Here is a 23,861-nt window from a genome sequence, read left to right on the forward strand (position 1 = left end):
CTCGTTCACCCAGCTCCTGTCCCGACCGCTGACCTGGCCGCGCGCCCTCTGGGACGCGATCGGCCAGCGCGCGTCGTCGAGCCTGACGCGCCGCATCGTCGTGCTCAACCTCGTCGGGTTGATCGCGCTGCTCGTCGGGTTCCTCTACCTCAACCAGTTCCGGCAGGGCCTGATCCAGGCCCGGATCCAGAGCCTGGTGATCCAGGGCGAGATCATCGCCGGCGCCATAGCGGCCTCCGCCTCGGTCGACACCGACACCATCCAGATCGACCCCGACAAGCTGCTCCAGCAACAGGCGGGGGAGCCAACCGAGGAGGAATCCCAGCCTCTCGCCTTCTCGCTCAACCCCGAGAAAGTGGCGCCATTGCTGTCGCGCCTGGTCACCCCCACGGGTAACCGCGCCCGGGTCTACGACCAGGAAGGCGGCCTGCTGTTCGACACCCGGACCCTGTTCAAGCGCGGTGACGCCGGCCGCAACGACACGATCGCGGCGAAGCCCCACAAGGCGGGCATGCTCGAATCCGCTTTTCAAGCGGTCCAGGCGAAGCTCAGCGGCCTGTTCGGCGGCCGGGGCGCTCGACCCGAGGAGACGGGGCCGGTCAACGGCCATTCGCTCCGCGAGGTCCAGGCGGCGCTCACCGGCAATCGCGGTAGCCTGGTCCGCCGCAACGCGCTGGGCGAGACCACCGTCTCGGTGGCCGTACCGATCCATCGCGCCGGCTCGGTACGCGGCGCGCTTCTGATCTCTACGCAGGGGGACGCCATCGATAGGGTGATTGCCTCGGAGCGCTTCGGTTTGCTGCAGGTGTTCCTGGTCGCCTCGGCCGTGATGGTGGTGCTCTCGGCGCTGCTGGCCGGTGCCATCGCGGGTCCGGTGCGGCGGCTGGCGGAAGCTGCGGAGAAGGTCCGCATGGGGATCAAGACCCGCGAGGAGATCCCCGACTTCACCCAGCGCACCGATGAGATCGGCCACCTTTCCGGGGCCCTGCGGGACATGACACAAGCGCTCTACCGGCGCATCGACGCCATCGAGAGCTTCGCCGCAGATGTCAGCCACGAGTTGAAGAACCCGCTGACCTCCCTGCGCAGCGCCGTCGAGACGCTGCCGCTGGCGAAATCCGATGATTCGCGCGGCCGCCTGATGGCGATCATCCAGCACGATGTGAAGCGCCTGGACCGGTTGATCAGCGACATCGCCGACGCTTCGCGGCTCGACGCCGAGCTTGCCCGGGCTGAGGCACGCCGGGTCGACCTCAAGAAGCTGCTGTCCACGGTCGTCTCGGTGGCGAACGAGCGGAGGCGCCCGAAGGATTGCCTGATCCAGCTCGACGTCGAGCCGATCGCCGATCAGGATGCGCCTTTCACGGTGATCGGCCACGACAGCCGACTGGGCCAAGTCGTCAACAACCTCCTCGACAATGCCCGCTCGTTCTCGCCCACCGAAGCGAAGGTACGGGTGGCGCTGCGACGAGTCCGCGGCGAGGTCGAGCTGGTTTGCGAGGACGAGGGCCCCGGCATTCCGGAGCACGCTCTGGAACGCATCTTCGAGCGCTTCTACACCGATCGGCCCGAGCAGGGGTTCGGGCAGAATTCGGGGCTCGGGCTGTCGATCTCGCGCCAGATCGTCCAGGCCCACCGCGGTACGATTCGTGCCGAGAACCGTCCCGGGGCACCGGACGAGGACGGCGAGCCCACGGTGCGCGGTGCCCGCTTCACCGTTCGCCTGCCGGCCGCACCGCGGCAACTCCACGCCTGATGACGACCCTGCACGCAGCCTGCGTGACCTTGGGCGAGGCCGGCATCCTGATCCGCGGCCCGTCCGGCTCGGGTAAGTCGAGCCTGGCGGTTCTCATCGCCGCGGAGGCGGATGGGGCCTTCGTGGCAGACGACCGGGTGGTCTGCGACCGACGGGCCAATACGCTCGTCGCCCGGCCCCATGAGGTGCTGGCGGGGCAGGTGGAGATCCGTGGACAGGGCATTCTATCGGCAACCGACCTGGGATTGCCGCTGCGCTGTGAGGCGCATCTGCGCCTCACGGTCGATCTCGTCGACGAACAGCCGAGGTTGCCCGATCCACCAAACGACACCCGCATTCTCGATGTGCGATTACCCCGCTTGGTTCTCGACGCCGCAGTGCGGCGGGCGGGATTATCGATGTTGCTGATTCGTGCCGCGCTGCGAAAGTCCAGTCCGTGACTTCGCAGCCGCACAGGTCATCGATTCGCGTCATGGTGGTGAGACCCCATGGCGCCGAAGGAGCGCGCATGGCATGATCGCTCTAATGTCCGAGCAAAAACGTCGCGATCGCCTTGTTGGGACCTGTGCATTGCACAACATGGCGGCAGACAGAGGACGTTGGAACACGTGTCGATGATTGGCATGGTGCTCGTCACTCACGGGCTGCTGGCGACCGAATTCAAGGCCGCTCTGGAGCACGTGGTCGGCCCGCAGGATCAGATCGAGACGATCACGATCGGGCCGGAAGACGATATGGAATTGCGACGCCGGGACATCATGTCGGCGGTCTGTCGCGTGAACACCGGCGACGGTGTGGTGGTGCTCACCGACATGTTCGGTGGCACGCCCTCGAACCTTGCGCTGTCGTGTATGAACGGCGGCTCGGTCGAGGTGGTGGCGGGAATCAACTTGCCGATGCTGATCAAGTTGGCGAGCGTTCGTGACGAGGAGAACCTCAGCGACGCCGTCCTTCACGCCCAGGAAGCCGGGCGCAAGTACATCAACGTCGCCTCCCGAGTCCTTGCCGGCAAATAAAGCTCGTTAGCCCTCTGGGGCCACGGCCATGGTGGCAGGCTGACGGCTCGTCGCGGTGATGCCCGCCGAGGCCAGAATCACTAACCCGATGGCCAGCCACTGGATGGTGCCGAGACGCTCGCCCAGCAGAGCGAAGCCGGCGCAGGCGGCCACGGCAGGTTCCAGGCTCATCAGGACGCCGAAGCGTTTGCGATCCAGGCGGCGCAGCGCGAACATTTCCAGCGAGTAGGGCAGGGCACTCGACAAGAGCGCCACCGTGAGGCCGGCCACCAGGATACCGGGGGCGAACAGGTCCAGACCGGCTTCCGCAAGGCCGAACGGCCCGGCGACCACCGCCGCGACCAGCATGCCCAGCGAGACTGCCTGACCGCCATCGATCCGTCCGGCACGTTGGCCGAACAGGATGTAGAGTGCCCAGGCAAGAGCCGCCCCGAGCGCCAGGACCACGCCGAGCGGGTCCAGTGAACTCGTCGATGCGACCGGCAGGAGCAGGCCGAGTCCCAGTACCGCGACCCCGATCCACAGGAAATCTGACATGCGACGGGAGGCGATCAACGCAATTGCGAGCGGCCCGGCGAACTCGATCGCCACCGCCGGTCCGAGCGGCAGGCGCGCGATGGCCAGGTAGAACAGGACGTTCATCAGCCCCAGGCTGATGCCGTAGAGCGCGATCCACCCGGCATCCCGCGCCGACAGGCTGCGCCGCCACGGGCGCCAGACCGCGATCAGCATCACGGCCGAGAAGCCGACCCGCAGAGACGCTGTCCCGGCGGCTCCGACGACGGGGAACAGGCTCTTGGCGACCGTGGCTCCGAATTGGAGCGAGATCATCCCGGTCACCAGTGCGATGACGGGGAGGAGAGCCGCATCCGGCCGCCACCCCGAGCGAGTGGTCACAGGATGAACCGACTCAGATCCGCGTTGGCGGCCAGATCCTCGACCCGGGCCCGGACGTAGGCGGCGTCGATCGGCACGGTCTCCCCGGACCGGTCGGTGGCGGTGAACGAGATCTCATCGATCACCCGCTCCAGCACGGTCTGCAGGCGGCGGGCACCGATGTTCTCGACGGAGGAGTTCACCTCGACGGCGACGCGGGCCAGCGCGTCCACGGCGTCGTCGGTAAAGGTGAGGGTCACGCCCTCCGTCTGCATCAGCGCCACCGTCTGCTTGAGCAGGCTGGCCTCCGTGGAGGTCAGGATCTGGCGGAAGTCGTCCACCGTCAGAGGCTGCAACTCGACCCGGATGGGCAGACGGCCCTGGAGTTCCGGCAGGAGGTCGGAGGGCTTCGAGACATGGAAGGCGCCCGAGGCGATGAACAGCACGTGGTCGGTCTTCACCGGGCCGTGCTTGGTCGCGACCGTCGTGCCCTCGATCAGCGGTAGCAGGTCACGCTGCACGCCCTCGCGGGAGACGTCCCCGGAGGAGCGGCCCTCACGGGTGCAGATCTTGTCGATCTCATCGAGGAAGACGATGCCGTTGTTCTCGACCTCGCGGATCGCGTCGCGGATCAGTGCGTCGTCGTCGACCAGCTTGTCGGATTCCTCGGCCAGCAGCGGCGCGTAGGCATCTCGAACCAGGATGCGGCGCGGCTTGCCGCGCTGCCCGCCCAGCGCCTTGCCGAGCACGTCCCCGATGTTGATCGCCCCCATGGAGGCCCCCGGCATGCCGGGGATCTCGAACATCGGCAGACCCGACGGGGCACCCGAGGCCAGTTCCAGCTCGACTTCCTTGTCGTCGAGTTCGCTGTCACGCAGCTTGCGCCGGAAGCTGTCGCGGGTCGCCTGGCTGGCGGTGGGCCCGACCAGGGCGTCGAGGATTCGATTCTCGGCCGCCGCCTCGGCCTTGGCTTTGACGGTCTCGCGCTTCGCCTGTCGGGTCAGGCCGATCGCCACCTCCACGAGATCGCGGATGATCTGCTCGACGTCACGGCCGACATAGCCGACCTCGGTGAACTTGGTGGCCTCGATCTTCAGAAACGGGGCATTGGCCAGCCTGGCGAGGCGGCGGGCGATCTCGGTCTTGCCGCAGCCGGTCGGCCCGATCATCAGGATGTTCTTGGGCGCAACCTCCTCGCGAAGCGGCCCCGTGAGCTGCTGGCGACGCCAGCGATTGCGGAGCGCGATCGCGACGGCGCGCTTGGCGTCGTGCTGCCCGACGATGAAGCGATCGAGTTCGGACACGATCTCGCGGGGAGAGAACGTCGTCAACGCTGTGCCATCCTTGTTGTCCCGGCCTGGCCGACGCAACCGCAGGCCTGGGCCGGGAATGGGGTCGCGGCGCGCGCGACGCAAGAGGCCGGGCGCGGCCTGGGGCGTGCGTCGCCCCGTCTCAGTGACCCGCCAGCGACGGTGCGGCGTCGGGCTTGTCGTGCTTGCCGAACCGTTCGACCAGCGTCGCACTGGCGGCGTTCAAGCCGATCACGTCGACGATCCGCCCGCGGGTGCGGGCTTTCAGGACGACGCGGTCGAGCGCGGCGACCGCCGAAATGTCCCAGAAATGCGCGTCTTGCAGGTCGATGACGAGGCGGTCCACCGGCTCCAGCACGTCGATCGCCTCCGAGAAGGTGCCGGCCGAGGCGAAGAAGACCTGCCCGGCCACCCGATAGGTCCGGGTCCGGCCGTCTTCCGAGAGCGTGGAGGAGACCTGGCTCAACCGCGAGACCTTGCCGGCGAAGAACACGCCGGACAGGAGCACCCCGGCCAGCACGCCCTGTGCCAGATCCTTGGTGGCGACCACCACCAGGACGGTCGCCAGCATCACAGCCGAGGAAGGAAGCGGGTTCGTACGCAGCCGCGCCAGCGACCGCCAGGAGAAGGTGTTCAGCGAGACCATGATCATCACCGCCGTCAGCGCCGCGACCGGCACGACGGCCAGCAGGTCCTGAAGGGCCACCAGGAGCAGCAGCAGGAAGGCGCCTGCCACCAGCGTGGACAGGCGGCCCCGAGCCCCCGAGGAGACGTTGATCACCGACTGCCCGATCATCGCGCAGCCGCCCATGCCGCCGAACACGGCCGACGCCATGTTGGCCACGCCCTGGCCCATGCATTCCCGGTTCTTGTCGCTGGCGGTGTCGGTCATGTCGTCGACGATCTGCGCCGTGAGCAGGCTTTCCAGGAGGCCGACGGCGGCGAGCGTCGCCGCGTAGGGCAGCAGGATGCGCAGGGTCTCGAAGGTCAGCGGCACGTCCGGCAGCGCGAAGCTCGGCAGCGTCGAGGGCAGGGCGCCCAGATGCGAGACGGTGCGCACGTCGAGGTGGAAGATCGCCGTCACCGCGGTCAGCACCGCGATCGCCACGAGGGGCGAGGGGACGGCCCGGGTGATCCGCGGGAAACCGTAGATGATCGCGAGGCCCAGGGCGATCAAGCCGTAGGTCGCCGGCGTGACGCCCGTAAGCTCGGGCATCTGCGCCAGGAAGATCAGGATCGCCAGCGCGTTGACGAAGCCGGTCATCACCGATTGCGAGACGAACCGCATCAGCCGGCCGAGTTTGAGCAGGCCGGCGAGGATCTGGATCACGCCCATCAGGACGGTGGCGGCGAACAGGTATTGAACCCCGTGCTCGCGCACGAGATCGACCATCACCACCGCGGTCGCGGCGGTGGCGGCCGAGATCATGGCCGGCCGCCCCCCCGCGAAGGCGATCGTGCAGGCGATGACCACCGAGGCGTAGAGGCCGACCTTGGGATCGACCCCGGCGATGACCGAGAAGCCGATCGCCTCCGGGATCAGCGCCAGGGCGACGACGATGCCCGACAGGGTATCGCCGCGGATATTGGACACCCACGACCCGAGAGGGCCGCCGGTTCCGGATGAACTGCGTTGCATGATGATGAGGATCCGCACGAGACGCGCGTCCGCTCGAACGGCGGATCAAGTGGCGTCTCGGATGCGTGGTCCGGCGGATCGGCGGCCGGAAGAGCCACCCGGGCTTTCACCGGGTCCTTGCGAATGGTGCGACCCTACGAGGCATCGCACTGCGATGCAACATCGAGGCGGGATCAGGCCGCCCGCACCTGCGCTACGAAACCCGCGACTTCGTTCCCCAGGCCATCCGAACGGCGGGCGATGTCGGCCGCCGCATCGAGCACCTGTCCGGCGCTGGCGCCGGTCTCGTGGGCGGCGCCCAGCACCAGCGACATGGTCTCGGTCACGGCGCGGGTGCCGCTGGCAGCCTCGGCGATGCTGCGGGCGATCTCCTGGGTGGCGACCTGCTGCTGCTCCACGGCCGCCGCCACGCCGAGCGCGATACCGTGGACCTGCTCGATCGTGCCGCCGATCTCCTCGATGGCCGCGACGGCCGCATGGGTGGCCGCACGCATCGCCTCGATTTGGCCGGCGATCTCGTCCGTGGCCCGGGCGGTCTGGGTCGCCAGGGCCTTCACCTCGGTGGCGACCACGGCGAAACCACGCCCCGACTCGCCAGCCCGGGCCGCCTCGATCGTGGCGTTGAGGGCGAGCAGATTGGTCTGTCCCGCGATGGTCGAGATGAGCGACACAACCTGCCCGATGCCGTCGGCGCTACGGGCGAGCGCCTGGACGCTGGCGCGGGTCCGCTTGGCCGCCTCGACGGCGCCAGCGGCAGCGTCGGACGTCTGTGATACCTGGACACCGATCTCGCTCGCGGTGGCGGCGAGTTCCTCCGTGGCGGCGGCGACCGCCTCGACATTGTGTGCGGTGGTCTCGGCGGCGCGGGTCACGACGCGCGACTGCTCATCGGTGCGCTCGGCATTGCCCGCCATGGCGGCGGCAGCGCGTTCCATGCCGGTGGCGGCGCCGGCGAGGTGATGAACCAAGCCGCCGATGCTGCCCTCGAACTGGTCTGCAAGCCCGACCATCTCGGCGCGCTTGCGGGTCACCGCCTCAGCCCCCAAGCGCTCGCGCTCCTGACGCAGCCCGTCGGCTTCCCGCATGGTACCGGCGAAGACCTGCATACTTGCCCAGATCGCCCCGATCTCGTCGCGACGGGGGTGCACATCCGGAAGCGTGTGGTCGCCCCGCGAAAGGCGCTGGATCGCCTCGGACACGGCGCGCAGCGGCCGGGCGATCTGGCGTTGGCCCACCAGGATGCCGAGCCCGCAGCATGCCACTGTGCCGAGCAGCGCCAGCGCGAATACCAGCAACGTGCGCGCCTGGAAGAGATCGCGGGTCTCGGCCTTGACCGCAGCCATCTCGGCCCGGCCGCCCGTGACCAGGGCATCGATGCTCGCCTGGAAGGCCCTGCGGTTGGACTGGTTGGCCTCGTTGAAGCCCAAATCGGCGGCGGCGCGCGGACCGGCCTCCACGCCGGCGGTGGCCAGCGCAGTCCGCAAGGTCCGGAAGGCGTCGGCGTTCCGCGCCATCGCGTCGAAGAGCGGGCGTTCCTGCTCGGTCACCCGGGGCGCCCAGTCCGCCCGCAGGACATCCATCGCGGCCAGGCCCTTACGGATGCCGGCCGCGTATTTCGTAGCCTCGCTCCGGTCGGCCGAGGCGTAGACGCCGCGGGAATCCATTGTCACCTCGGCGACGAGGCGGTTGAAGTTTGCGGCGTTCAGCGCGCGAACCGAGGCATCCTCGACCTGCGTCAGGGAGTGCTCGAAGCGCTGCAGGGTCGCGACGCTGATTCCTGCGACGACGAGCGTCGTCAGGCTGCAAGCCGCAACGAAGCCCAGGATCTTGCCACCGATCTTCATGCCGTTTCCACCCAGGGCTTTGCGGAACGATTGTGCCGGTGACGGATCAAAGCTCCGTTAAGGTGAAGTCTGTTGCCAAGCTGATGCGATTCGAATCGCCAGTCGGCGTGGTCATTCGACCGGCAGAGCGGCATCTCATCCTGTTCGATAAACGCCGAAAGTCGCCTCGCCCTTCGTCGCACCAGCCCACTTCACCGCGGCGAAGCGATCATACCGCGGCCGCATGAACCTTCTGCATCACGCCTGATCGAGGGCCTCGATCACCAGGTTGCCGTTGGTGTAGACGCAAATCTCAGCGGCGATCGTCATGGCTTTACGCACGATCGCTTCCGCGTCGAGTTCGCTATCCTCAAGGGCGCGGGCGGCTGCGAGGGCGTAGTTTCCGCCTGAACCGATTGCCATGACGCCGGTTTCCGGCTCCAGCACGTCTCCGGAACCGGAGAGCAACAGGCTGACGTCGCGGTCGGCCACCACCATCATGGCTTCGAGGCGGCGCAGGTAGCGGTCCGTGCGCCAATCCTTGGTGAGTTCGACGCAGGCGCGCGTCAACTGGCCGGGATACTGCTCCAGCTTGCCTTCGAGGCGCTCGAACAGCGTGAAGGCGTCGGCAGTCGCCCCGGCGAAGCCCCCGATCACCGCGCCCTTCGCGAGGCGCCGCACTTTGCGGGCGTTGCCCTTGACGATGGTCTGGCCAAGGCTGACCTGCCCGTCGCCGCCGACCACGACGCGTCCGCCCTTGCGGACCATCAGGATCGTGGTGGCGTGCATCTGGGGCACAGAGCCCCGGTCGTCGTACCTGAATGCGTCCTGGCTCAAAGTTCGGCTCCGATCTCGGTCCGCGCCGAGATGGGGAGCTTTGGCGGCCGCGTCCAGCCAACGGACGTCAGTCCCGACGACAGGACGCTCGCTTCCGTCGTGCCGGGCGTCGTTGCGGTGGCGCGGGGCTTTATTCGGCGACCGCCTCGGCCGCCTGCACCGGGCCGGCGTCGTGCAGGATCGATTCGGCCGCCGCCTGAGCCAGCAGGGCGTAGCCGCCGTCAGCCATGTGCAGGCCGTCCGAGGCGAAGAGCTGCTTGGCGGTGAGCTTCCCCTCGCGGACCCAGCCGTGCATCAGGTCGGCCCGACGGATGACCGGCACGTCGAGTTCAGTCCCGATCGCCCGCACCGCATCGCGGAACCGCGAAGAGCCGGGTGTCGAATCGAGTTTCGGACACCATTGCGGTTCCATCAGCACCACGTCGATGCCGGCTTCCTGGATCCGCCGGATCGCGACGGCGGTCGCCTCGTGAAAATGCTCGATGGAGACGCCGCGCAGCGGATCGTTGCTGCCGGTCTGCCAGATGACGAGCTGCGGTTCGGCCGCGATCACGTCGCGATCCAGGCGCTTCAGCATGTCGTCGACATGCTCGCCGCCGATGCCGCGGTTGATCACGGCGACATCCATGCCGCGGAGCTTCTTGCGCAGGTTGACCTGCAGGCGCGCAGGATAAGCATTGGCCGGGCTCGAAGCACCGATGCCCTCGGTCGAGGACGACCCGAACGCGACGATCTTGAGTGGCGCGCCGATGGCGATCTGCCGGGCGACGTGTGGGAGGTCCGGGCTGTCGCTCAGGTCGATGCCGAGCATGTCCAGCGAATCGGGGAGGAGGTCCGCGTAGGCGAGAACCGCGGTCGGGACCATCAGCAGGCCGCACAGAACCAATACGTCCCGCCAGCGCTTGCGGCGCGGCTTGGCGGGCGTGACGGATGTCAGGTTCTGGGACACGGGACCGATCGCTCCGCCGCTCGTTCACGACAGATACAATCTGACACAGGTCCTTGAAAAGACCGGTTCCGTTCGCGCCTTTAAGATGAAGTGAATTCGTAACGCAAAATTAAGTCCGAGACGCCGCCGAGCCCGATTGGGACGGCGTCTCGGCCCCGCCCAGGACGCGTCAGCCGGCCGGCGGCGACAGCACGAGCTTGCCCACGAAGGGTGCGTTGCGCTTGTTGTTTGCGGTGCAGGCGTAGCTGTGCTCTCCCGCATCGAGAGTGCGCAGCTTCAAGGTGCCGTGGCCGTTGGCTTTGACCGTGTAGCCCTTCTCGCTCATCACGTGGACGAGGTCGCCGTCAGCGTGCAGCAGGTGTCCCTGCTCGAACTGTCCGGGCGCCGTGAGCGTCACCGGGACATTCGCCTGGCTCACCACCTTCAGCACGACGTCGGTGTTGGCCGGCAGGCGTAGGTCGGCCGGCGCGCAGACCGGTTTGTCATCCTGAAGCGTGATGGTCAGCTCGACGGGCGGTATCACCGCGCTTGCGGGCTTGCCGAGCTGCGGGTTGTCTTCAGCGTAGGCCGCACCCGCGAGAACGGTGGCCAGGACGGCAGCGATCAGGGTCTTCTGCAAGGTCTCGGTTCTCCGGCACGACCCGCAGCCGGAGCATCGCCCCGAGAGCCGGCCGCCGGCTCTCGTAGGAAGACGACGCTCAGTTCCTCCCAGTGATCCTCGCGCTGTATTAAATATTCACCGCGAGGATCAAAGCGCGCGGGTCTCTCGCCGGCAATGAGGTGATGGAGCCAGGGTTCCGGTGCGCGACGCCGTGGCTCAAGTTGGGCCGATGGAATGCGCCGATGACGTCCTGTGCCCAGCAAAGATGGCAGGGTCTGACGTTTTATTATCGCGGGTGCAGATTTCGGCACGATCGATGCGACCGGACTTAACGGGTCTCCGGATGGGTGGCGGGATCCTGGTGCTGGGCTTCGAGGGTGGAGTCCGGACCGGCCGCGAGCCTCGTCTGCCGTCCCATGGTCGATCGCTTGCGCATCGCGATTCTCACGCATTCGACCCATCCCCGCGGTGGCGTGGTCCACGCTCTGGCGCTCGGTGAGGCACTGTGTGACCTCGGGCATGAGGCGGTGGTCCACGCCCCAGACCCGACCGGACGCGGCTTCTTCCGGGATGCACGCTGTCCCGTGGTCTCGGTCGCGGCCAAGCCCGTTGCTGAACCGACGTCAGCGCTGGTCCAGTCACGGATCGCTGATTACCTGTCCCACTTCTCGACGCCGGCTGCCTGTGACTTCGACATCTTCCATGCGCATTGCGGCATCAGCGGTAATGCCCTGGCGACCCTGACTCGCCGCCGTCTGATCCCCGGCTTCGTCCGCACGGTCCACCACATCGATACGCTGACAGACCCGCAGATGAGCCAGTTGCAGGAACGGGCGATCGTCGATGCAGGGCGGCTGCTCTGCCTGAGCGCGACCTGGGCTGCGGCTCTCGCGGCCGAATATGGCGCACGGGCCGACGTGGTCGGCAGCGGCGTGGATGGTGCCGTCTACACCCCCGAGCCTTCGGCCGGCGATCCGGCGTTGCGCGAGCGCCTCGGGTTCGGGGCAGGGCCGGTCTTCCTCAGCGTCGGCGGGTTCGAGGCGCGCAAGAACACGCTGGCGATCATCGCGGCCTTCGCGCGCCTGCGCCGTCGTATCCCGGCCGCACAACTCGTGATCGCGGGCGGTGTCTCGCTCCTCGACCATGCCGGCTACGAAGCCCGGTGCTGCGCAGCCCTGGAGCGCGAAGGGCTGGAGGTCGGTCCCGGAAAGCCGGTGATCAGGACCGGGCCGATCGCCCAGGCGGATATGCCGGGGCTCTACCGCATCGCGGATACGCTGGTGTTTCCGTCACCACAGGGAGGCTACGGCCTATGCGTTCTGGAGGCGATGGCCTGCGGCACGCCCGTCATCGTCTCGGCACCGTCGCCCTTCACGAAACAGCCGAACGCCGCAGCGGCACTTGCAGCTCAGCCCGACGATCCCGATGCGATCGCCGCCGCCATGCAGGCGAGCCTAGAGCCATCGCGACGCGTCCGCCTGCGCGCCACCGGTCTGGAGGTCGCCCGGGCCCAGACCTGGGACGCCTGCGCCACACGTCACCTGCCGACCTACGCGTCGTTCGCCCCCGGTCCGGCCCCGCTTTCGGCGATCGCCACGGGATCCGCCGCCTGGAACACCACCCGGATCCCCGGCGATGCCTGAGATGCGTTTCCATATCCGATGGCCGGACGGCAGCCGCGAGGCCTGCTATTCACCGTCGCTGATCATCAAGGACCATTTGTCGGTCGGCCAGGATTACACCCTCGACGAGTTCCTGGCGCTGATCCGCCTCGCTCTCGGCGGCGCGAGTGACAAGGTCCGTGAGCGGTACGGCTTCCCCTGCGGGCGGGCGGAGTCGCAGCTTGCCCGGATCGAGGACGCCGCACGTCGTCAGGTGCCGGGCACGGTGCATATCGAGGCGTTCGAGGAATGATCGTTTCGAGATCGCCCATGGCGCACGCGGGGCGACCCGATCGAAGCTGGCTGCTCATATGATTGCTTGACACCCCGCCAGCCCGTGTCGAACCGACACAGCGCAGATCTCGGTTGAGGCGGCGTTCTCCGATAACCCGATCTGCCTGGACGAGGCGCAACCGATGATCATCCGGATCGCCACGGCTCTCTTCGTGCTGGCCATCCCCACGGTGGCCCAGGCGCGTCCGTCCAGCACGACCATGACCTGCCAGCAGACCGTCCGGCTGGTCCAGACCCGTGGTGCCCTGGTCCTCGGGACCGGCGGCCAGACCTACGACCGGTTCGTCCGGGACCGGTCGTTCTGCGAGCCGACCGAGGTCGCGCGGCGCGCCTTCCGGCCGACCCGCGACAACCCGACCTGCCTGATCGGCTACACCTGCTACGAACCCGGCGCGGACGATTGGCCCGGCGAGGGTTTCTAGAGCGTCATCCCGAAATCTGGCCGCCCGCTTTCAGAAAGACGGTGATGCGCTGGCTCGCGCGGTTACGGCCTGCCGACCTCAGCGACCGCCGGCCGCTTCCTCCAGGGTCACGATCACGCGCCTATCCCCCGCCCTGCGGCTGAAGCCCGCGGCATCGAGGTGCTCGAGGAGCGGGATCGAGTACTTTCGCGAGATCCCGAGGGCCGCCCCGGCCTCCCGGGCCAAAAACCCGGTTTCCGGCGTCGTCGCGTTCGGGAATGCCTCGGCCAGCCGCGTGCGGGCGACCGAGACCGCGTCGCGGTGGAACAGCACCGCCCGGCGCTGCACCCGGTCGATGGCGCGGATCACCGTGCCGGCGCCGACCAGATAGGTCAGCGCCTCCCGGCGCCGGACATCGCGGCCGACCGCCTCGGTCTCATCGGGCGGATTGAGGCCGGCGCGGCGGAACAACTGCTCGAGTTTGCGCGCGGTCTCGCTCTCGTTGCGGGCCGGATCGAAATCGGACCTGCGCCAGAGTGCGCCGGCCTGAACCGTGCCTCCCGTGCCGGCGAGGTCACGCAGGACCAGGCTAGCCAGGACCTCGGGAATCGACAGCTGTCGGGCGAGGCGCTCCAGCGCGATGCCGTGCTCCATCGGGTTGTCCCGGTGATGCTCGCTGAGCGCTGCCAACGCCGCGGCTCGCAGCGTTGCGAAGGCGGGAGCCCCGATGAAGCGGTCGCCGAGCTCCCGGGCGCCGGAAGCCGTAAGGATCCGTCGAACCCGCTCGGTTCCGATGCCGGCCGCGCGGGCGAGTTCCGGCAAAGTCGCCCCCGCTGGACCGGCCTGCGACAGACGGACCGTCACCGCGTCCGCCGGTTTCCCGGTCGCCACCGCGCTGAAGTCGGCCAACACCCGGGCATCGTGCCGCCGTCGCCGACGGCTCACCGGATCGAGCACGCGGCCGCCGGCCACGGTCGCAGGCGGGGAATCGAGACGGAGCACGAACGGCTCGCGCGCCGGCACGGTGATCGGCTCGGCGAGGTGCAACTGCGCCGGCGCGGTCGCGCCCGGCTCCAGCGTGTCGCGGTCCAGCAAGCGCAGGCGGGCCTCGACCTCCGTGGTCCCGAACAGGAGCCGGCATGCGCTGCCGCCCGGCAAGGCGGCATCCGCGCTGGCCGCGGCGGTCAGCGCCACGTCGAGCCAGTGCGACGGCGCCAGCAATCCGGGCACCGTGAGGGCCTGACCGCGTGCGATCTCGTCGAGGCCGATACCGCGCAGGGCCACGGCGGTCCGTCGTCCGGGCTCGGCGCGCTCGACCGGGCGTCCGTGGATCTGGAGGCTGCGCACCACCGCGCTACGGCCGCCGGGCACGATCTCCAGGGTGTCGCCCACCGCGAGCGGTCCGCGCCGCAGGGTCCCGGTCACCACCGTGCCGAAGCCCGGACGGGTGAAGACCCGGTCCACCGGCAGATACGGGAATCCGTCGTCGACGCCGGTTTCCGCTTCGGCCAGCAAATCGGCCAAGGCGCGGGCCAGATCCTCGACTCCGGTGCCGGCGTGCGTGGAGGTGGCGATTACCGGCCCTGCCACGATCCCGGCGCGGGAGGCGGCGGCGGCGATCTCCGCTGATCGCGCGGCGATCGTCTCGGGCGTGGCCAGATCCGCCTTCGTCAGCGCCAGCACGCCGCGGCGGACACCGATCAGCCGGGCGATCTCCAGGTGCTCGACCGTCTGCGGCTTGATGCCTTCGTTGGCATCCACCGCAAGCAGGACGGCACGCATGCCGGTGGCACCAGAGACCATGGCGCGGACGAAGCGTTCGTGACCGGGCAGGTCGACGAGGTCGATCTCGCCCTGCGCGCTCGTCAGCAGCGCGAAGCCCGGTACGATGGAGACCCCGCGGTCTCGCTCTTCCTTCAGCCTGTCCGTCTCGATTCCCGTGAGTGCCCGGACCAGGGCCGTCTTGCCGTGGTCCACATGCCCGATCACACCGACCAGAAGTGTCTTTAAGGAAGTCACCGACCCGATTGTCTCCGCGGTTCTGCCGTCCACGCAGGGCGCACCGCATTCACGGCAAGGGATTCCGTCTTGCCGACCCAGCGTTGCGCCGTTCGCCGCCCATCGGTCGAGGTCGTGACCGTGGAGGCAGATGGATTGTGGACAATCGGGTTTGCCACGGCGTCCCAGATTGGGAAAGCGTAAAAGTGAAGCGACTCAATACGCATGCCACGGCCGAATCCGCCCGACACCCTTCATATCTGGGTGCAACCTCATATGCGTTCCAGCCGCTGGATCGGCACAATCGTGCATACACGATCAAGGACTTAAGGGCGGTCCCGATTGCCAGAAAGTCCGGATCGGTCCTAGATCGGAATTTACGACGCCCGGATGCAACCCGGCGAGCGCTGCGCCGAGTTAAGAACCGGACGTTTCGAAGAGGAGAGCATGAGCGAGACCGATAGCCACGCCGTGGCCGCCCCCCGTGAGATCGAGCTGAAGCTCGATTGCGCGGGTCCCGACCTGACCGCGCTGGCGGCCCATCCCCGGCTCCAGGGGGCCGAAGGCTCCGAGCCCGAACTCCTCGTCAGCACCTATTACGATACGCCGGAGCAGGATCTGCGCGCCGCCGGATTGACCCTCCGGGTCCGCAACCAAGGCGGCCGCCACATCCAGACCGTGAAGGCCGGACAGGGCGGTGTCGGACTGTTCGACCGTTCCGAGTGGGAGTCTGAGATCGCGGGCGAGACGCCCGATCCGGCAGCCTGGGCCGAAACCGCGGCGGACAAGGTCCTGCGCAAGGCGGACGCGCCCCTGGTGAAGCTGTTCTCGACGGTGGTCACGCGTCGGGTCATCCCGGTTCGGCAGGGCGACTCGCGCATCCTCGTCACCCTGGATGAGGGTCGGGTCGAAAGCCCGGCCGGCGATTCCCCCATCTGCGAGGTCGAGCTTGAGATCGCCGACGGCGAGCCCGCCGACCTGTTCGCCCTGGCACAGAATTTGGCCGAGACCGTTCCGCTGCGGCTGAGCGCCACCGCCAAGAGCAGCCGCGGCTTCGCCCTGGTCGATGCAACCAGCCCGTCCTCCGTCAAGGCCGAGCCGGTGGTACTGCCCGAGGGGGCAAGCGCCGGCGACGTCTTCCGTCGGGTGGCCCGCGCCTGTCTGCGCCACCTGCGCCTCAACGAGACTGCGTTCCTGGCGGGTCATGCGCCGGAAGCCCTTCACCAGATGCGCGTCTCGCTGCGGCGGCTGCGCTCGGCCCTGTCGCTGTTCGCCCCCATGCTGGAGGCCGATCCGCGCGCGGCCACCTTCGGCGACGAGATCAAGCGCGTCACCGAACCGTTCGGGCATGCCCGCAACCTCGACGTGTTCCTCGGCCAAACCCTGCCGAACCTCACCAAGGAGCGCCCGGACGACACCGACCTCACCGCCGTGCGCGAGCTGGCCGAGGCCGAGCGCGCCAAAGCCTACGATGCGGTGCTAGCGATCCTGGAGAGCCCGCAATGGCGCGGCCTGATCATCGACTTCGCCGGCTGGGTCGAGGCCGGTTCCTGGGCGGCCCAGGATGCCGCCGCCGAGGACGGAAGCGCCTTCGCGGCTCGCGTCCTGGATCGGGCCCGCGAGCGCCTGAAGAAGCGCGGCCGGGGCCTTAAGAAGCTCGATCCGCATACCCGCCACCGGGCACGGATCGCCGCGAAGAAACTGCGCTACGGCGCTGAGTTCTTCGCGGCGCTCTATACGAAGAAGAAGGCGCGACGTCGCCAGGACAAGTTCGGTGCCGCACTCTCGGATTTGCAGGATCACCTCGGCGCGCTGAACGACCTGGAGACGGCGCGAACGATGATGGAGAGCCTGGGCGGGCCCCCGATGCCCGGTCCGGACGACGCGAGCACCCGGGATCTCCTCATCGAGGCCGCGGAGGCGCGTGCCGAGCTGCTGGACGTCAAGCCGTTCTGGCGCTGACAGACGTTTTCGGACCGGATCTTCCGGGCCGAGACTCCGGATCCGTGCCCGATTGCGACTGGATCCGGCACGGATCTCGCGACGCCCCGTTGATCGGTATGTCGGCCTGCGCCGACGGACCGGGCGAGGAGCGCGGATGGCCCATGCCTATCGATTCGGGATGGAGGAAGAGTTCTTCCTCGCCGACGCCCGCACTCGCGGCTCGCCGCGAGCCCGGCTGAAGGCGTTCCACGCCGCCGTCAAGGCGCGACTGGACACGGTCGAGCGTGAGCAACTGCAATGTCAGATCGAGATCGCCTCACCCCCGACCGATGACATTGAAGCGGCACGGGGCCATCTGGTAGAGCTACGCCGAAGCCTCTCCGAAATCGGTTCTGAGCGCGACATCCTGACTTTCGCGGCCGGGACGCATCCGACGGCCCGCTGGCGGGACCAGTCTGCCACCGACAAGGCCCGCTACCACGGCATCATGGCCGACCTCCGGATGGTCGGGCAACGCAACCTCGTCTGCGGACTGCACGTCCATGTCGAGGTGCCGGATCCGGACACCCGCATCGACCTCATGGGGCGGCTGCTGCCGTTCCTGCCGGTTCTGCTCGCGCTCTCGACCTCCTCGCCGTTCTGGCAGGGCGAACGAACCGGCAAGGCCGGCTATCGCACCCGCGCCTACGCCGAGTTGCCCCGCACCGGCCTGCCGGAACTCTTCGCCGACCCGGCCGACTACGCCCGCTACGTCGACGTGATGACCCGCAGCGGAGCCATCGCGGATGCGACCTTCCTGTGGTGGCAGCTGCGCCCGTCGCTGAAATACCCGACGCTCGAATTGCGCGTGGCCGACAGCTGCCCCCGTCTCGACGACGGCCTCTGCATCGCCAGCCTGTACCGATGCCTGGTGCGCCGGGTGGTCCGGGACCGAACACGCAATGCCGGGATGACGGCCGCCTCCCGGGGGTTCATCCGTGAGAACCTGTGGCGGGCCGAACGCGACGGGGTGAAGGCCGAGCTGATCGACGAGGCGCGGGCGCAGGCAGTGCCGATGACCGAGACGATAGAAATGTTGCTCGACGACACGGCGGAGGATGCCGACGCGCTCGGCTGCTCCGAGGCCTGCGCGCACGCCCGGACCATCGTGGCCGACGGTTCGAGCGCCGACCGACAGCTCGCTATCTTCTCCGCGGCGCGCAAGCGCGGTGCCCGGGAACGCGACGCCCTGTCGGCGGTGGTGGATCTTCTCGCCCAGGAAACCGCCGCCGGAACGGCGACCGCGGTTGGGGCCACTCGCGCACCGTCCCGACGGCGTTGAACAGGAACCGGGCCCGCCCGAGGGGGGGATGGCAGGCCCGGGATCTGTCGGACCGCGCTGGGGACGCGGTTGAATGCATGATTCACATCTGGATGTTGCTGGCGAATTTCTGGCGCTCGCGGGTTGCGAAATTCCCACCGCCGATCCGAACCGCGTCGCGTTGACCAAGCGCTTCCCGGCCCCTTCCTTCCCGACCGCGGTCTGCTATCCCTCCCGCTCCGGCGGACATCCTCGAATACTCGGCATGAGCCTTCTGCGCGACATTTTCGGCCATGTCGGCCGTACCGTGACAGCCTATGCGGGCGACAAGGCGCTGATGCTCGCTGCCGTCTCGGCCGCCGCCAACGTCATCGTCGCCGACGGCGAGGTGGCGAGCGAAGAGTTCGATACGGCCCTGCACGGCCTGCGCGCCGATCCGGTCCTGGTGAAGGGCTACGACGCGCTGATGCTAGAGACGGAGTTGTACGAAGGCATTGCGCGGGCCCGCACACGTCTCGGCCGAGCCGAGAACCTGCGCCACGTCGCCGCCGTCGCGGAGCGGCCGACGAGCCAGCGGGAGAATGTCTTCCTGATCGCCGCCGACGTCGCAGACCAGGACGGGATCAGCGGCATCGAGGCGAATGCCCTGGGCGAGATCGCCAGCGCGTTGCAGGTCGACGGCGCGGCACTGTTGCGCGCCAATCCGGTGCGGCGGCCTCCGGTCTGATCCCGCCGGCTGGCATCACCGTTGCTCCGGGCCGGCCCATCGCCCGATAACGGTGACCGAGAATCGATTCGCACGGCGCAGCGCCGTGAGAGGACCCATCATGGCCGAAACCACCCCGAGCAAGACCGACAACCTGCGCGCGAACGGATCGCGCCTGTGGGCCACGATCCTGGAGACGGCGACGTTCGGCAGCACGCCGGCCGGCGGCATCAATCGCCTGACCCTGTCGCCCGAGGATGGCTGCGTGCGCGACTGGTTCCGGGAAGCCTGCGAGACGGCTGGCCTCACGGTCTCGGTCGATGCGCTCGGGACCCAGTACGCCGTGCGGCCGGGGCGGGACATGAGCCGCGCGCCGATCGCGTTCGGCTCCCATCTCGACACCCAGCCGACCGGCGGCAAGTTCGACGGCGTGCTCGGCGTCCTGGCCGGGCTGGAGGTGATGCGCAGCCTGAACGATGCCGGGATCGAGACCGATGCACCCTTGATGGTGGTCAACTGGACCAACGAGGAGGGCTCACGCTTCGCCCCCGCCATGATGGCCTCGGCCGCCTATGCGGGCGATTTCACGACGGACGAGATCCTGGCCAAGCGCGACGCGGCCGGCGTCACCGTCGCCGAAGCCCTCGAATCGATCGGCTATCGAGGCGGAGAAGCCGTCGGCGCCCGCGAGATCGGCGCCTTCGTGGAATTGCATATCGAGCAGGGGCCGATCCTGGAGGCCGAGGGCAAGACCATCGGGGTGGTCGAGGGTGGCCAGGGCATCATGTGGTTCGACGGGCGGATCACCGGCTTCGAGAGCCACGCCGGAACCACGCCGATGCCACGTCGCCGGGACGCGCTGCTGGCGCTGTCCGAGTTCGCGCTGGCGGCGGAGCGGATCGCCCTGGCCCATGCGCCCACCGCGGTGGCCACGATCGGTGAGGCCGTGATCCTGGCCCCTTCGCGCAACGTCGTGCCGGGGCGGGTCGCCTTCACGGTCGACGTGCGCGATCCCCGATCCCCGACCCTCGACGCCATGGAGGCGAGCCTGCGCGAGGCCGCCACCGAGATCGCCGAGCGACGCCGGCTGGAGATCGCCCTGACCCGGATCTGGCGCAAGGAACCGGTGCCGTTCGATCCGGCGATCGTGGCCGCGGTCGATGCCGCCGCCGAGAGCCTTGGGCATCCCCGGCGTCGCATCATCTCGGGGGCCGGGCACGACGCCTGCAACCTCGCCGCCAAGGTGCCCACCGCGATGATCTTCGTGCCGTGCAAGGACGGCGTGAGCCACAACGAATCGGAATCCGCCACGCCGGGCGATTGCGCTGCCGGCGCCGACGTCCTGTTGCAGACGGTGCTGCGCCTCGCCAACGCGCCCCGGACGAACCAGACCGCGCGATGATCTTCGCCCCGCGCATCCAGGACCGCCTCGACGCGCTGGCAGCGATCACCGCCGAGCCCGGCGCCATCACCCGCCTCTACCTGACGCCCGAGCAGGCGCAGGCCGAGGCGCTGGTGGCGGGATGGATGCGCGAGGCCGGCCTGACCGTGCGGTACGATGCCGTCGGCAACCTGATCGGCCGCCTCGAAGGCCCAGAGCCGGGCGGGCCGGCTGTCGTCATCGGGTCGCATCTGGATACGGTCCGCAATGCCGGTCGCTACGACGGGCCGCTCGGTGTGATCACCGGGATCGCCTGCGTCGAAGCGCTGGCCCGCGACGGCACCCGCCTGCCGCACGCCCTGGAGGTGGTGGCCTTCGCCGACGAGGAGGGCGTCCGCTTCGCCGCAACCCTGATCGGCAGCCGCGCCTTCGCGGGCCATCTCGACCCGGCCGTGCTCAATGCCGCGGATGCGGATGGGATCACCCTCGCTGCGGCGTTGCGGACGTCCGGGCTCGACCCGGCGGCGATCGCCACGGCGGCGCGTCGTCCGGACGCGATTCTCGGCTACCTCGAATTGCATATCGAGCAGGGTCCGATGCTCGAGAAGGCCGGCCTGCCGGTGGGCGTCGTGACCGCGATCTCCGGCGCCAGCCGCCTGGAGTTCACCTTGATCGGCGAGGCCGGCCATGCCGGCACGGTCGCCATGGGCGAGCGGCGCGATGCCTTGGCGGGCGCCGCGGAATGCGTGCTCGCCGTGGAAGCACGATGCCGCGCCGAGCAGCATCTGGTCGGCACCGTCGGCCGGATGTCGGCCGAACCGGGCGTGGGGAACACGATATCCGGGCGGGTGCGGTTCACGCTCGACCTTCGCGCGCCCGACGACGCCCAGCGCCTCGCCGCGCTCGCCGACATCCAGGCGGCTTTCAACAGCATTGCGGCGCGCCGCAACCTCGATCTCGGCGTCAGCCTCCTGCATGAGGCAGGGGCGGTGCCATGCGATCCCGGTCTGACCGCGCTGATCCGGGACGCCATCGCGGCCGAGAGCCTGCCCGTCGTCGCCATGCCGAGCGGCGCCGGACATGACGGCATGGCGGTGGCGGCGATCGCGCCGATCGCCATGGTGTTCGTGCGTTGCCGCGGCGGAATCAGCCACAACCCCGCGGAATTCGCGAGCCTACCCGACATCGAGGCCGGGGCGCGGGTGCTGTTCCGAGCGCTCAAGGCATTTTGGGCGTCACGGCGCGGAGCCTGAACGGCCCGCACGGACCGGGTGTACGCCGCCAGAAAATCCCGTACAGACGCGCCATGAGCGCGCGATCCCATCGCGACGCGAGGGGCCGGCCGCTGATCGCGGTGACGGGCATCGGCGTCGTCTCCTCCCTCGGTCAGGGTCAAGCCGACACCTGGACGGCCCTCTGTGCCGGCCGGTCTGGCATCCATGCCATCGCCCGGTTCTCCACCGAGGGTCTGCGCACCCGCATCGCCGGCACCGTCGATTTCCTCGATACCGATCCGCTGATCGCCCCGCTCCTGTCCGAACGCTTTGCCGCCGAGGCCGCCCAGGAGGCGGTCGCGCAGGCCGGCATCGGCACGAAGGGTGATTTCCCGGGGGCTCTGTTCATCGCGGTCCCGCCCGTCGAGATGGAATGGCCGCAGCGCCAGGCGCTCGCTGAGGCCGCCGGCGGCGAAGGCGCGGTCGATTACGCCGGGTTGCTTCGGGCCGCTGCGACCCGGCGCTTCGACGATTGGCACGACCTGTTCATCTTCGGCACCGTGGCCGACCGCATCGCCGACCGGTTCGGCACCAAGGGCTCGCCGATCTCGCTCTCCACCGCCTGCTCGTCCGGGGCCACCGCGATCCAGCTCGGCGTCGAGGCGATACGCCGGGGCGAGACCGCCGCGGCGCTCTGCATCGGCACCGACGGCTCCGTGAACCCGGAATCGCTGATCCGGTTCTCGCTGCTCTCGGCGCTCTCCACGCGCAACGACGTGCCCGAGGAGGCCTCGAAGCCGTTCTCGAAGGATCGCGATGGCTTCGTGATGGGGGAGGGCGCGGCCGCCCTGGTCCTCGAGGATGCCGAGGCCGCCATCGCCCGGGGCGCCAGGATCCTCGGCTACGTGCTCGGTTGCGGCGAGAAGGGCGACGGCTTTCATCGCACCCGCTCCAGTCCAGATGGCGCGCCGGTCATCGCGGCGATCCGGGCCAGCCTCGACGATGCCGGGCTGGCTCCGGACGCGGTCGACACGGTCAACGCGCACGGCACCTCGACACCCGAGAACGACAAGATGGAGGCTTTCGGGCTCGCGGCTGTATTCGGCTCCCGCGCCCCGTCCCTGCCCGTGACCTCCAACAAGTCGATGATCGGCCACACGCTGACCGCAGCCGGTGCCATCGAGGCGGCGGTCTCGCTGCTGACGATCCAGCACGGCCGCATCCCGCCGACCATCAACCACCGGGTGGCGGATCCGGCGATCGGCCTCGATGTGGTGGAGACCGCCCGGGACCTGCCGGTGCGGACGGTGCTGTCGAACTCATTCGGATTTGGCGGCCAGAACACCTGTCTGGTCCTCGGGGCTGAACCGGCGTGAGCGGCGGTGCCGAAGGGCGGCGCGTGCTCGTCACCGGCGGCGCGTCGGGGGTCGGCCTGGCGATCGTGCGGGCGCTGGCACGCGCCGGGCACGCCGTCGATTTCACTTATCGGTCCTCGACCGAGGCAGCCGAGGCGTTGCTCACCGAGCTGCGCGAAGCGCATCCGGACCGCACGTTCACCGGCCATGCCTTGGACCTTGCCGACAAGGCCGCCCTCGAGAGCTTCTGCGAGGCCGCCGAGGCCACGGCCTATCATGGCCTCGTCCACAATGCCGGTCAGGCCAGCGACGCCCTGGCGGCGATGTTCGACCAGGAGCGGGCCGAGGCGGCCATGCAGGTCAACTTCTTTTCCCTGACGCGGATCGCCAAGGCGCTGATGCGCGAGATGATCCGTGCCCGGGCGGGCCGCGTCATCGCCATCGGTTCTGTGGCCGCCCTGCGGGGCAATGCCGGCAACGCGGCCTACGCGGCCAGCAAGGGCGCGCTGATCGCCTATTGCCGCACGCTTGCGATCGAGACCGCCAAGCGCGGGGTCACGGTCAACGTCATCGCGCCGGGCTTCGTCGACACTGCCATGATGGCGCGCTACGCCGCGCACCGCGCCGGGATGGAGCGCCAGATCCCCGCCGGCCGGTTCGCCCGCCCCGACGATGTCGCCGCCCTGGCTGCGTTCCTCGTGGGCGACGGGGCCGCTTACATCACCGGAACGGTCTTGCCGGTGGACGGCGGTCTCACCGCGATGATGGGCGTCCACCGCGCCTGATTTCGTTTCCGATTG

Annotated in this window: 21 protein-coding genes and 1 other annotated feature; of the genes, 13 read left to right on the top strand and 8 right to left on the bottom strand. The window is 68.9% G+C overall.

Features of this window, described 5'->3' with window-relative positions:
• Nucleotides 1-16: 16 nt before the first annotated feature.
• From FV233_RS09545 to FV233_RS09555, 3 genes are all read left to right on the top strand, one after another.
• On the top strand, nt 17-1,756 hold the full coding sequence (locus FV233_RS09545; RefSeq protein ID WP_147897356.1) for a sensor histidine kinase: 1,740 nt from the start codon (nt 17-19) through the stop codon (nt 1,754-1,756).
• Complete coding sequence (locus FV233_RS09550) at nt 1,756-2,196, top strand: HPr kinase/phosphatase C-terminal domain-containing protein (RefSeq protein WP_147853551.1); 441 nt, start codon at nt 1,756-1,758, stop codon at nt 2,194-2,196. The genes FV233_RS09545 and FV233_RS09550 overlap by 1 nt, the downstream gene beginning before the upstream one ends.
• 174 nt (nt 2,197-2,370) lie before the next feature.
• A complete protein-coding gene (locus FV233_RS09555; RefSeq protein ID WP_147853550.1) occupies nt 2,371-2,772 on the top strand; it encodes a PTS sugar transporter subunit IIA in 402 nt (133 codons plus the stop codon).
• Nucleotides 2,773-2,778: 6 nt separating this feature from the next.
• Here FV233_RS09555 and FV233_RS09560 read toward each other — a convergent pair whose 3' ends face one another.
• From FV233_RS09560 to FV233_RS09590, 7 genes are all read right to left on the bottom strand, one after another.
• Complete coding sequence (locus FV233_RS09560; protein WP_147853549.1) at nt 2,779-3,603, bottom strand: DMT family transporter; 825 nt, start codon at nt 3,601-3,603, stop codon at nt 2,779-2,781.
• A 62-nt stretch (nt 3,604-3,665) separates the two neighbouring features.
• Nucleotides 3,666-4,979, bottom strand: coding sequence for an ATP-dependent protease ATPase subunit HslU (hslU, locus tag FV233_RS09565; protein WP_147853548.1), 1,314 nt, complete (start codon nt 4,977-4,979; stop codon nt 3,666-3,668).
• Between the two features lie 121 nt (nt 4,980-5,100).
• Complete coding sequence (locus FV233_RS09570; RefSeq protein WP_147897333.1) at nt 5,101-6,597, bottom strand: SulP family inorganic anion transporter; 1,497 nt, start codon at nt 6,595-6,597, stop codon at nt 5,101-5,103.
• A 64-nt stretch (nt 6,598-6,661) separates the two neighbouring features.
• Nucleotides 6,662-6,717 (bottom strand) — a sequence feature (sul1 is cis-regulatory element that is thought to sense ions involved in sulfur or methionine metabolism; They are found in Alphaproteobacteria).
• 53 nt (nt 6,718-6,770) lie between these two features.
• A complete protein-coding gene (locus FV233_RS09575) occupies nt 6,771-8,441 on the bottom strand; it encodes a methyl-accepting chemotaxis protein (protein ID WP_147897334.1) in 1,671 nt (556 codons plus the stop codon).
• Between the two features lie 237 nt (nt 8,442-8,678).
• A complete protein-coding gene (hslV, locus tag FV233_RS09580; RefSeq protein WP_147897357.1) occupies nt 8,679-9,209 on the bottom strand; it encodes an ATP-dependent protease subunit HslV in 531 nt (176 codons plus the stop codon).
• Nucleotides 9,210-9,387: 178 nt separating this feature from the next.
• Nucleotides 9,388-10,206 carry an SGNH/GDSL hydrolase family protein gene (locus tag FV233_RS09585; protein WP_147897335.1) on the bottom strand — a complete coding sequence of 273 codons (819 nt, stop codon included), beginning with the start codon at nt 10,204-10,206 and terminating at the stop codon, nt 9,388-9,390.
• A gap of 169 nt (nt 10,207-10,375) precedes the next feature.
• The gene (locus tag FV233_RS09590; protein ID WP_147853544.1) at nt 10,376-10,825 is read right to left on the bottom strand and encodes an anaerobic typically selenocysteine-containing protein; all 450 of its coding nucleotides are present in this window, start codon (nt 10,823-10,825) and stop codon (nt 10,376-10,378) included.
• A gap of 398 nt (nt 10,826-11,223) precedes the next feature.
• Here FV233_RS09590 and FV233_RS09595 point away from each other — a divergent pair, with 398 nt between their 5' ends.
• The 3 genes from FV233_RS09595 (at nt 11,224) to FV233_RS09605 (ending at nt 13,184) form a co-directional block, all read left to right on the top strand.
• On the top strand, nt 11,224-12,450 hold the full coding sequence (locus tag FV233_RS09595; RefSeq protein WP_147853543.1) for an MSMEG_0565 family glycosyltransferase: 1,227 nt from the start codon (nt 11,224-11,226) through the stop codon (nt 12,448-12,450).
• Nucleotides 12,443-12,721: an MSMEG_0570 family nitrogen starvation response protein gene (locus tag FV233_RS09600; protein ID WP_147853542.1), complete on the top strand. Its 279-nt coding sequence runs from the start codon at nt 12,443-12,445 to the stop codon at nt 12,719-12,721. The genes FV233_RS09595 and FV233_RS09600 overlap by 8 nt, the downstream gene beginning before the upstream one ends.
• A gap of 163 nt (nt 12,722-12,884) precedes the next feature.
• Nucleotides 12,885-13,184 carry a hypothetical protein gene (locus FV233_RS09605; RefSeq protein ID WP_147853541.1) on the top strand — a complete coding sequence of 100 codons (300 nt, stop codon included), beginning with the start codon at nt 12,885-12,887 and terminating at the stop codon, nt 13,182-13,184.
• Nucleotides 13,185-13,262: 78 nt separating this feature from the next.
• Here FV233_RS09605 and selB read toward each other — a convergent pair whose 3' ends face one another.
• On the bottom strand, nt 13,263-15,215 hold the full coding sequence (gene selB / locus FV233_RS09610; protein WP_147897336.1) for a selenocysteine-specific translation elongation factor: 1,953 nt from the start codon (nt 15,213-15,215) through the stop codon (nt 13,263-13,265).
• 393 nt (nt 15,216-15,608) lie between these two features.
• Here selB and FV233_RS09615 point away from each other — a divergent pair, with 393 nt between their 5' ends.
• The 7 genes from FV233_RS09615 to FV233_RS09645 all read left to right on the top strand — a co-directional run bounded on the left by FV233_RS09615 (nt 15,609) and on the right by FV233_RS09645 (nt 23,846).
• Nucleotides 15,609-17,123: a CYTH and CHAD domain-containing protein gene (locus tag FV233_RS09615; RefSeq protein WP_147853740.1), complete on the top strand. Its 1,515-nt coding sequence runs from the start codon at nt 15,609-15,611 to the stop codon at nt 17,121-17,123.
• Between the two features lie 136 nt (nt 17,124-17,259).
• Nucleotides 17,260-18,426 carry a carboxylate-amine ligase gene (locus tag FV233_RS09620; RefSeq protein WP_147897337.1) on the top strand — a complete coding sequence of 389 codons (1,167 nt, stop codon included), beginning with the start codon at nt 17,260-17,262 and terminating at the stop codon, nt 18,424-18,426.
• A gap of 244 nt (nt 18,427-18,670) precedes the next feature.
• Entirely contained in the window at nt 18,671-19,132 is a 462-nt protein-coding gene (locus FV233_RS09625) for a tellurite resistance TerB family protein (protein ID WP_147853738.1), read from the top strand.
• 100 nt (nt 19,133-19,232) lie between these two features.
• On the top strand, nt 19,233-20,513 hold the full coding sequence (locus tag FV233_RS09630; protein ID WP_147853737.1) for a Zn-dependent hydrolase: 1,281 nt from the start codon (nt 19,233-19,235) through the stop codon (nt 20,511-20,513).
• Nucleotides 20,510-21,745: an allantoate amidohydrolase gene (locus tag FV233_RS09635; protein WP_147897338.1), complete on the top strand. Its 1,236-nt coding sequence runs from the start codon at nt 20,510-20,512 to the stop codon at nt 21,743-21,745. Before FV233_RS09630 ends, FV233_RS09635 begins: the two co-directional genes overlap by 4 nt.
• A 53-nt stretch (nt 21,746-21,798) precedes the next feature.
• Complete coding sequence (locus tag FV233_RS09640) at nt 21,799-23,082, top strand: beta-ketoacyl-ACP synthase (RefSeq protein ID WP_147897339.1); 1,284 nt, start codon at nt 21,799-21,801, stop codon at nt 23,080-23,082.
• Complete coding sequence (locus FV233_RS09645) at nt 23,079-23,846, top strand: SDR family oxidoreductase (protein ID WP_147897340.1); 768 nt, start codon at nt 23,079-23,081, stop codon at nt 23,844-23,846. The genes FV233_RS09640 and FV233_RS09645 overlap by 4 nt, the downstream gene beginning before the upstream one ends.
• Nucleotides 23,847-23,861: the final 15 nt, after the last annotated feature.

Source organism: Methylobacterium sp. WL7 (assembly GCF_008040085.1).
GTDB classification, from domain to species: Bacteria; Pseudomonadota; Alphaproteobacteria; order Rhizobiales; family Beijerinckiaceae; genus Methylobacterium; species Methylobacterium mesophilicum.

Coding starts and splice junctions, on each gene's coding strand:
- FV233_RS09550 (WP_147853551.1), top strand. CDS start 1,756: ATGACGACCCTGCACGCAGCCTGCGTGACCTTGGGCGAGGCCGGCATC.
- FV233_RS09555 (WP_147853550.1), top strand. CDS start 2,371: ATGATTGGCATGGTGCTCGTCACTCACGGGCTGCTGGCGACCGAATTC.
- FV233_RS09560 (WP_147853549.1), bottom strand. CDS start 3,603: ATGATCTCGCTCCAATTCGGAGCCACGGTCGCCAAGAGCCTGTTCCCC.
- FV233_RS09570 (WP_147897333.1), bottom strand. CDS start 6,597: ATGCAACGCAGTTCATCCGGAACCGGCGGCCCTCTCGGGTCGTGGGTG.
- FV233_RS09575 (WP_147897334.1), bottom strand. CDS start 8,441: ATGAAGATCGGTGGCAAGATCCTGGGCTTCGTTGCGGCTTGCAGCCTG.
- hslV (WP_147897357.1), bottom strand. CDS start 9,209: ATGCACGCCACCACGATCCTGATGGTCCGCAAGGGCGGACGCGTCGTG.
- FV233_RS09595 (WP_147853543.1), top strand. CDS start 11,224: ATGGTCGATCGCTTGCGCATCGCGATTCTCACGCATTCGACCCATCCC.
- FV233_RS09600 (WP_147853542.1), top strand. CDS start 12,443: ATGCCTGAGATGCGTTTCCATATCCGATGGCCGGACGGCAGCCGCGAG.
- FV233_RS09605 (WP_147853541.1), top strand. CDS start 12,885: ATGATCATCCGGATCGCCACGGCTCTCTTCGTGCTGGCCATCCCCACG.
- FV233_RS09615 (WP_147853740.1), top strand. CDS start 15,609: ATGAGCGAGACCGATAGCCACGCCGTGGCCGCCCCCCGTGAGATCGAG.
- FV233_RS09620 (WP_147897337.1), top strand. CDS start 17,260: ATGGCCCATGCCTATCGATTCGGGATGGAGGAAGAGTTCTTCCTCGCC.
- FV233_RS09625 (WP_147853738.1), top strand. CDS start 18,671: ATGAGCCTTCTGCGCGACATTTTCGGCCATGTCGGCCGTACCGTGACA.
- FV233_RS09630 (WP_147853737.1), top strand. CDS start 19,233: ATGGCCGAAACCACCCCGAGCAAGACCGACAACCTGCGCGCGAACGGA.
- FV233_RS09635 (WP_147897338.1), top strand. CDS start 20,510: ATGATCTTCGCCCCGCGCATCCAGGACCGCCTCGACGCGCTGGCAGCG.
- FV233_RS09640 (WP_147897339.1), top strand. CDS start 21,799: ATGAGCGCGCGATCCCATCGCGACGCGAGGGGCCGGCCGCTGATCGCG.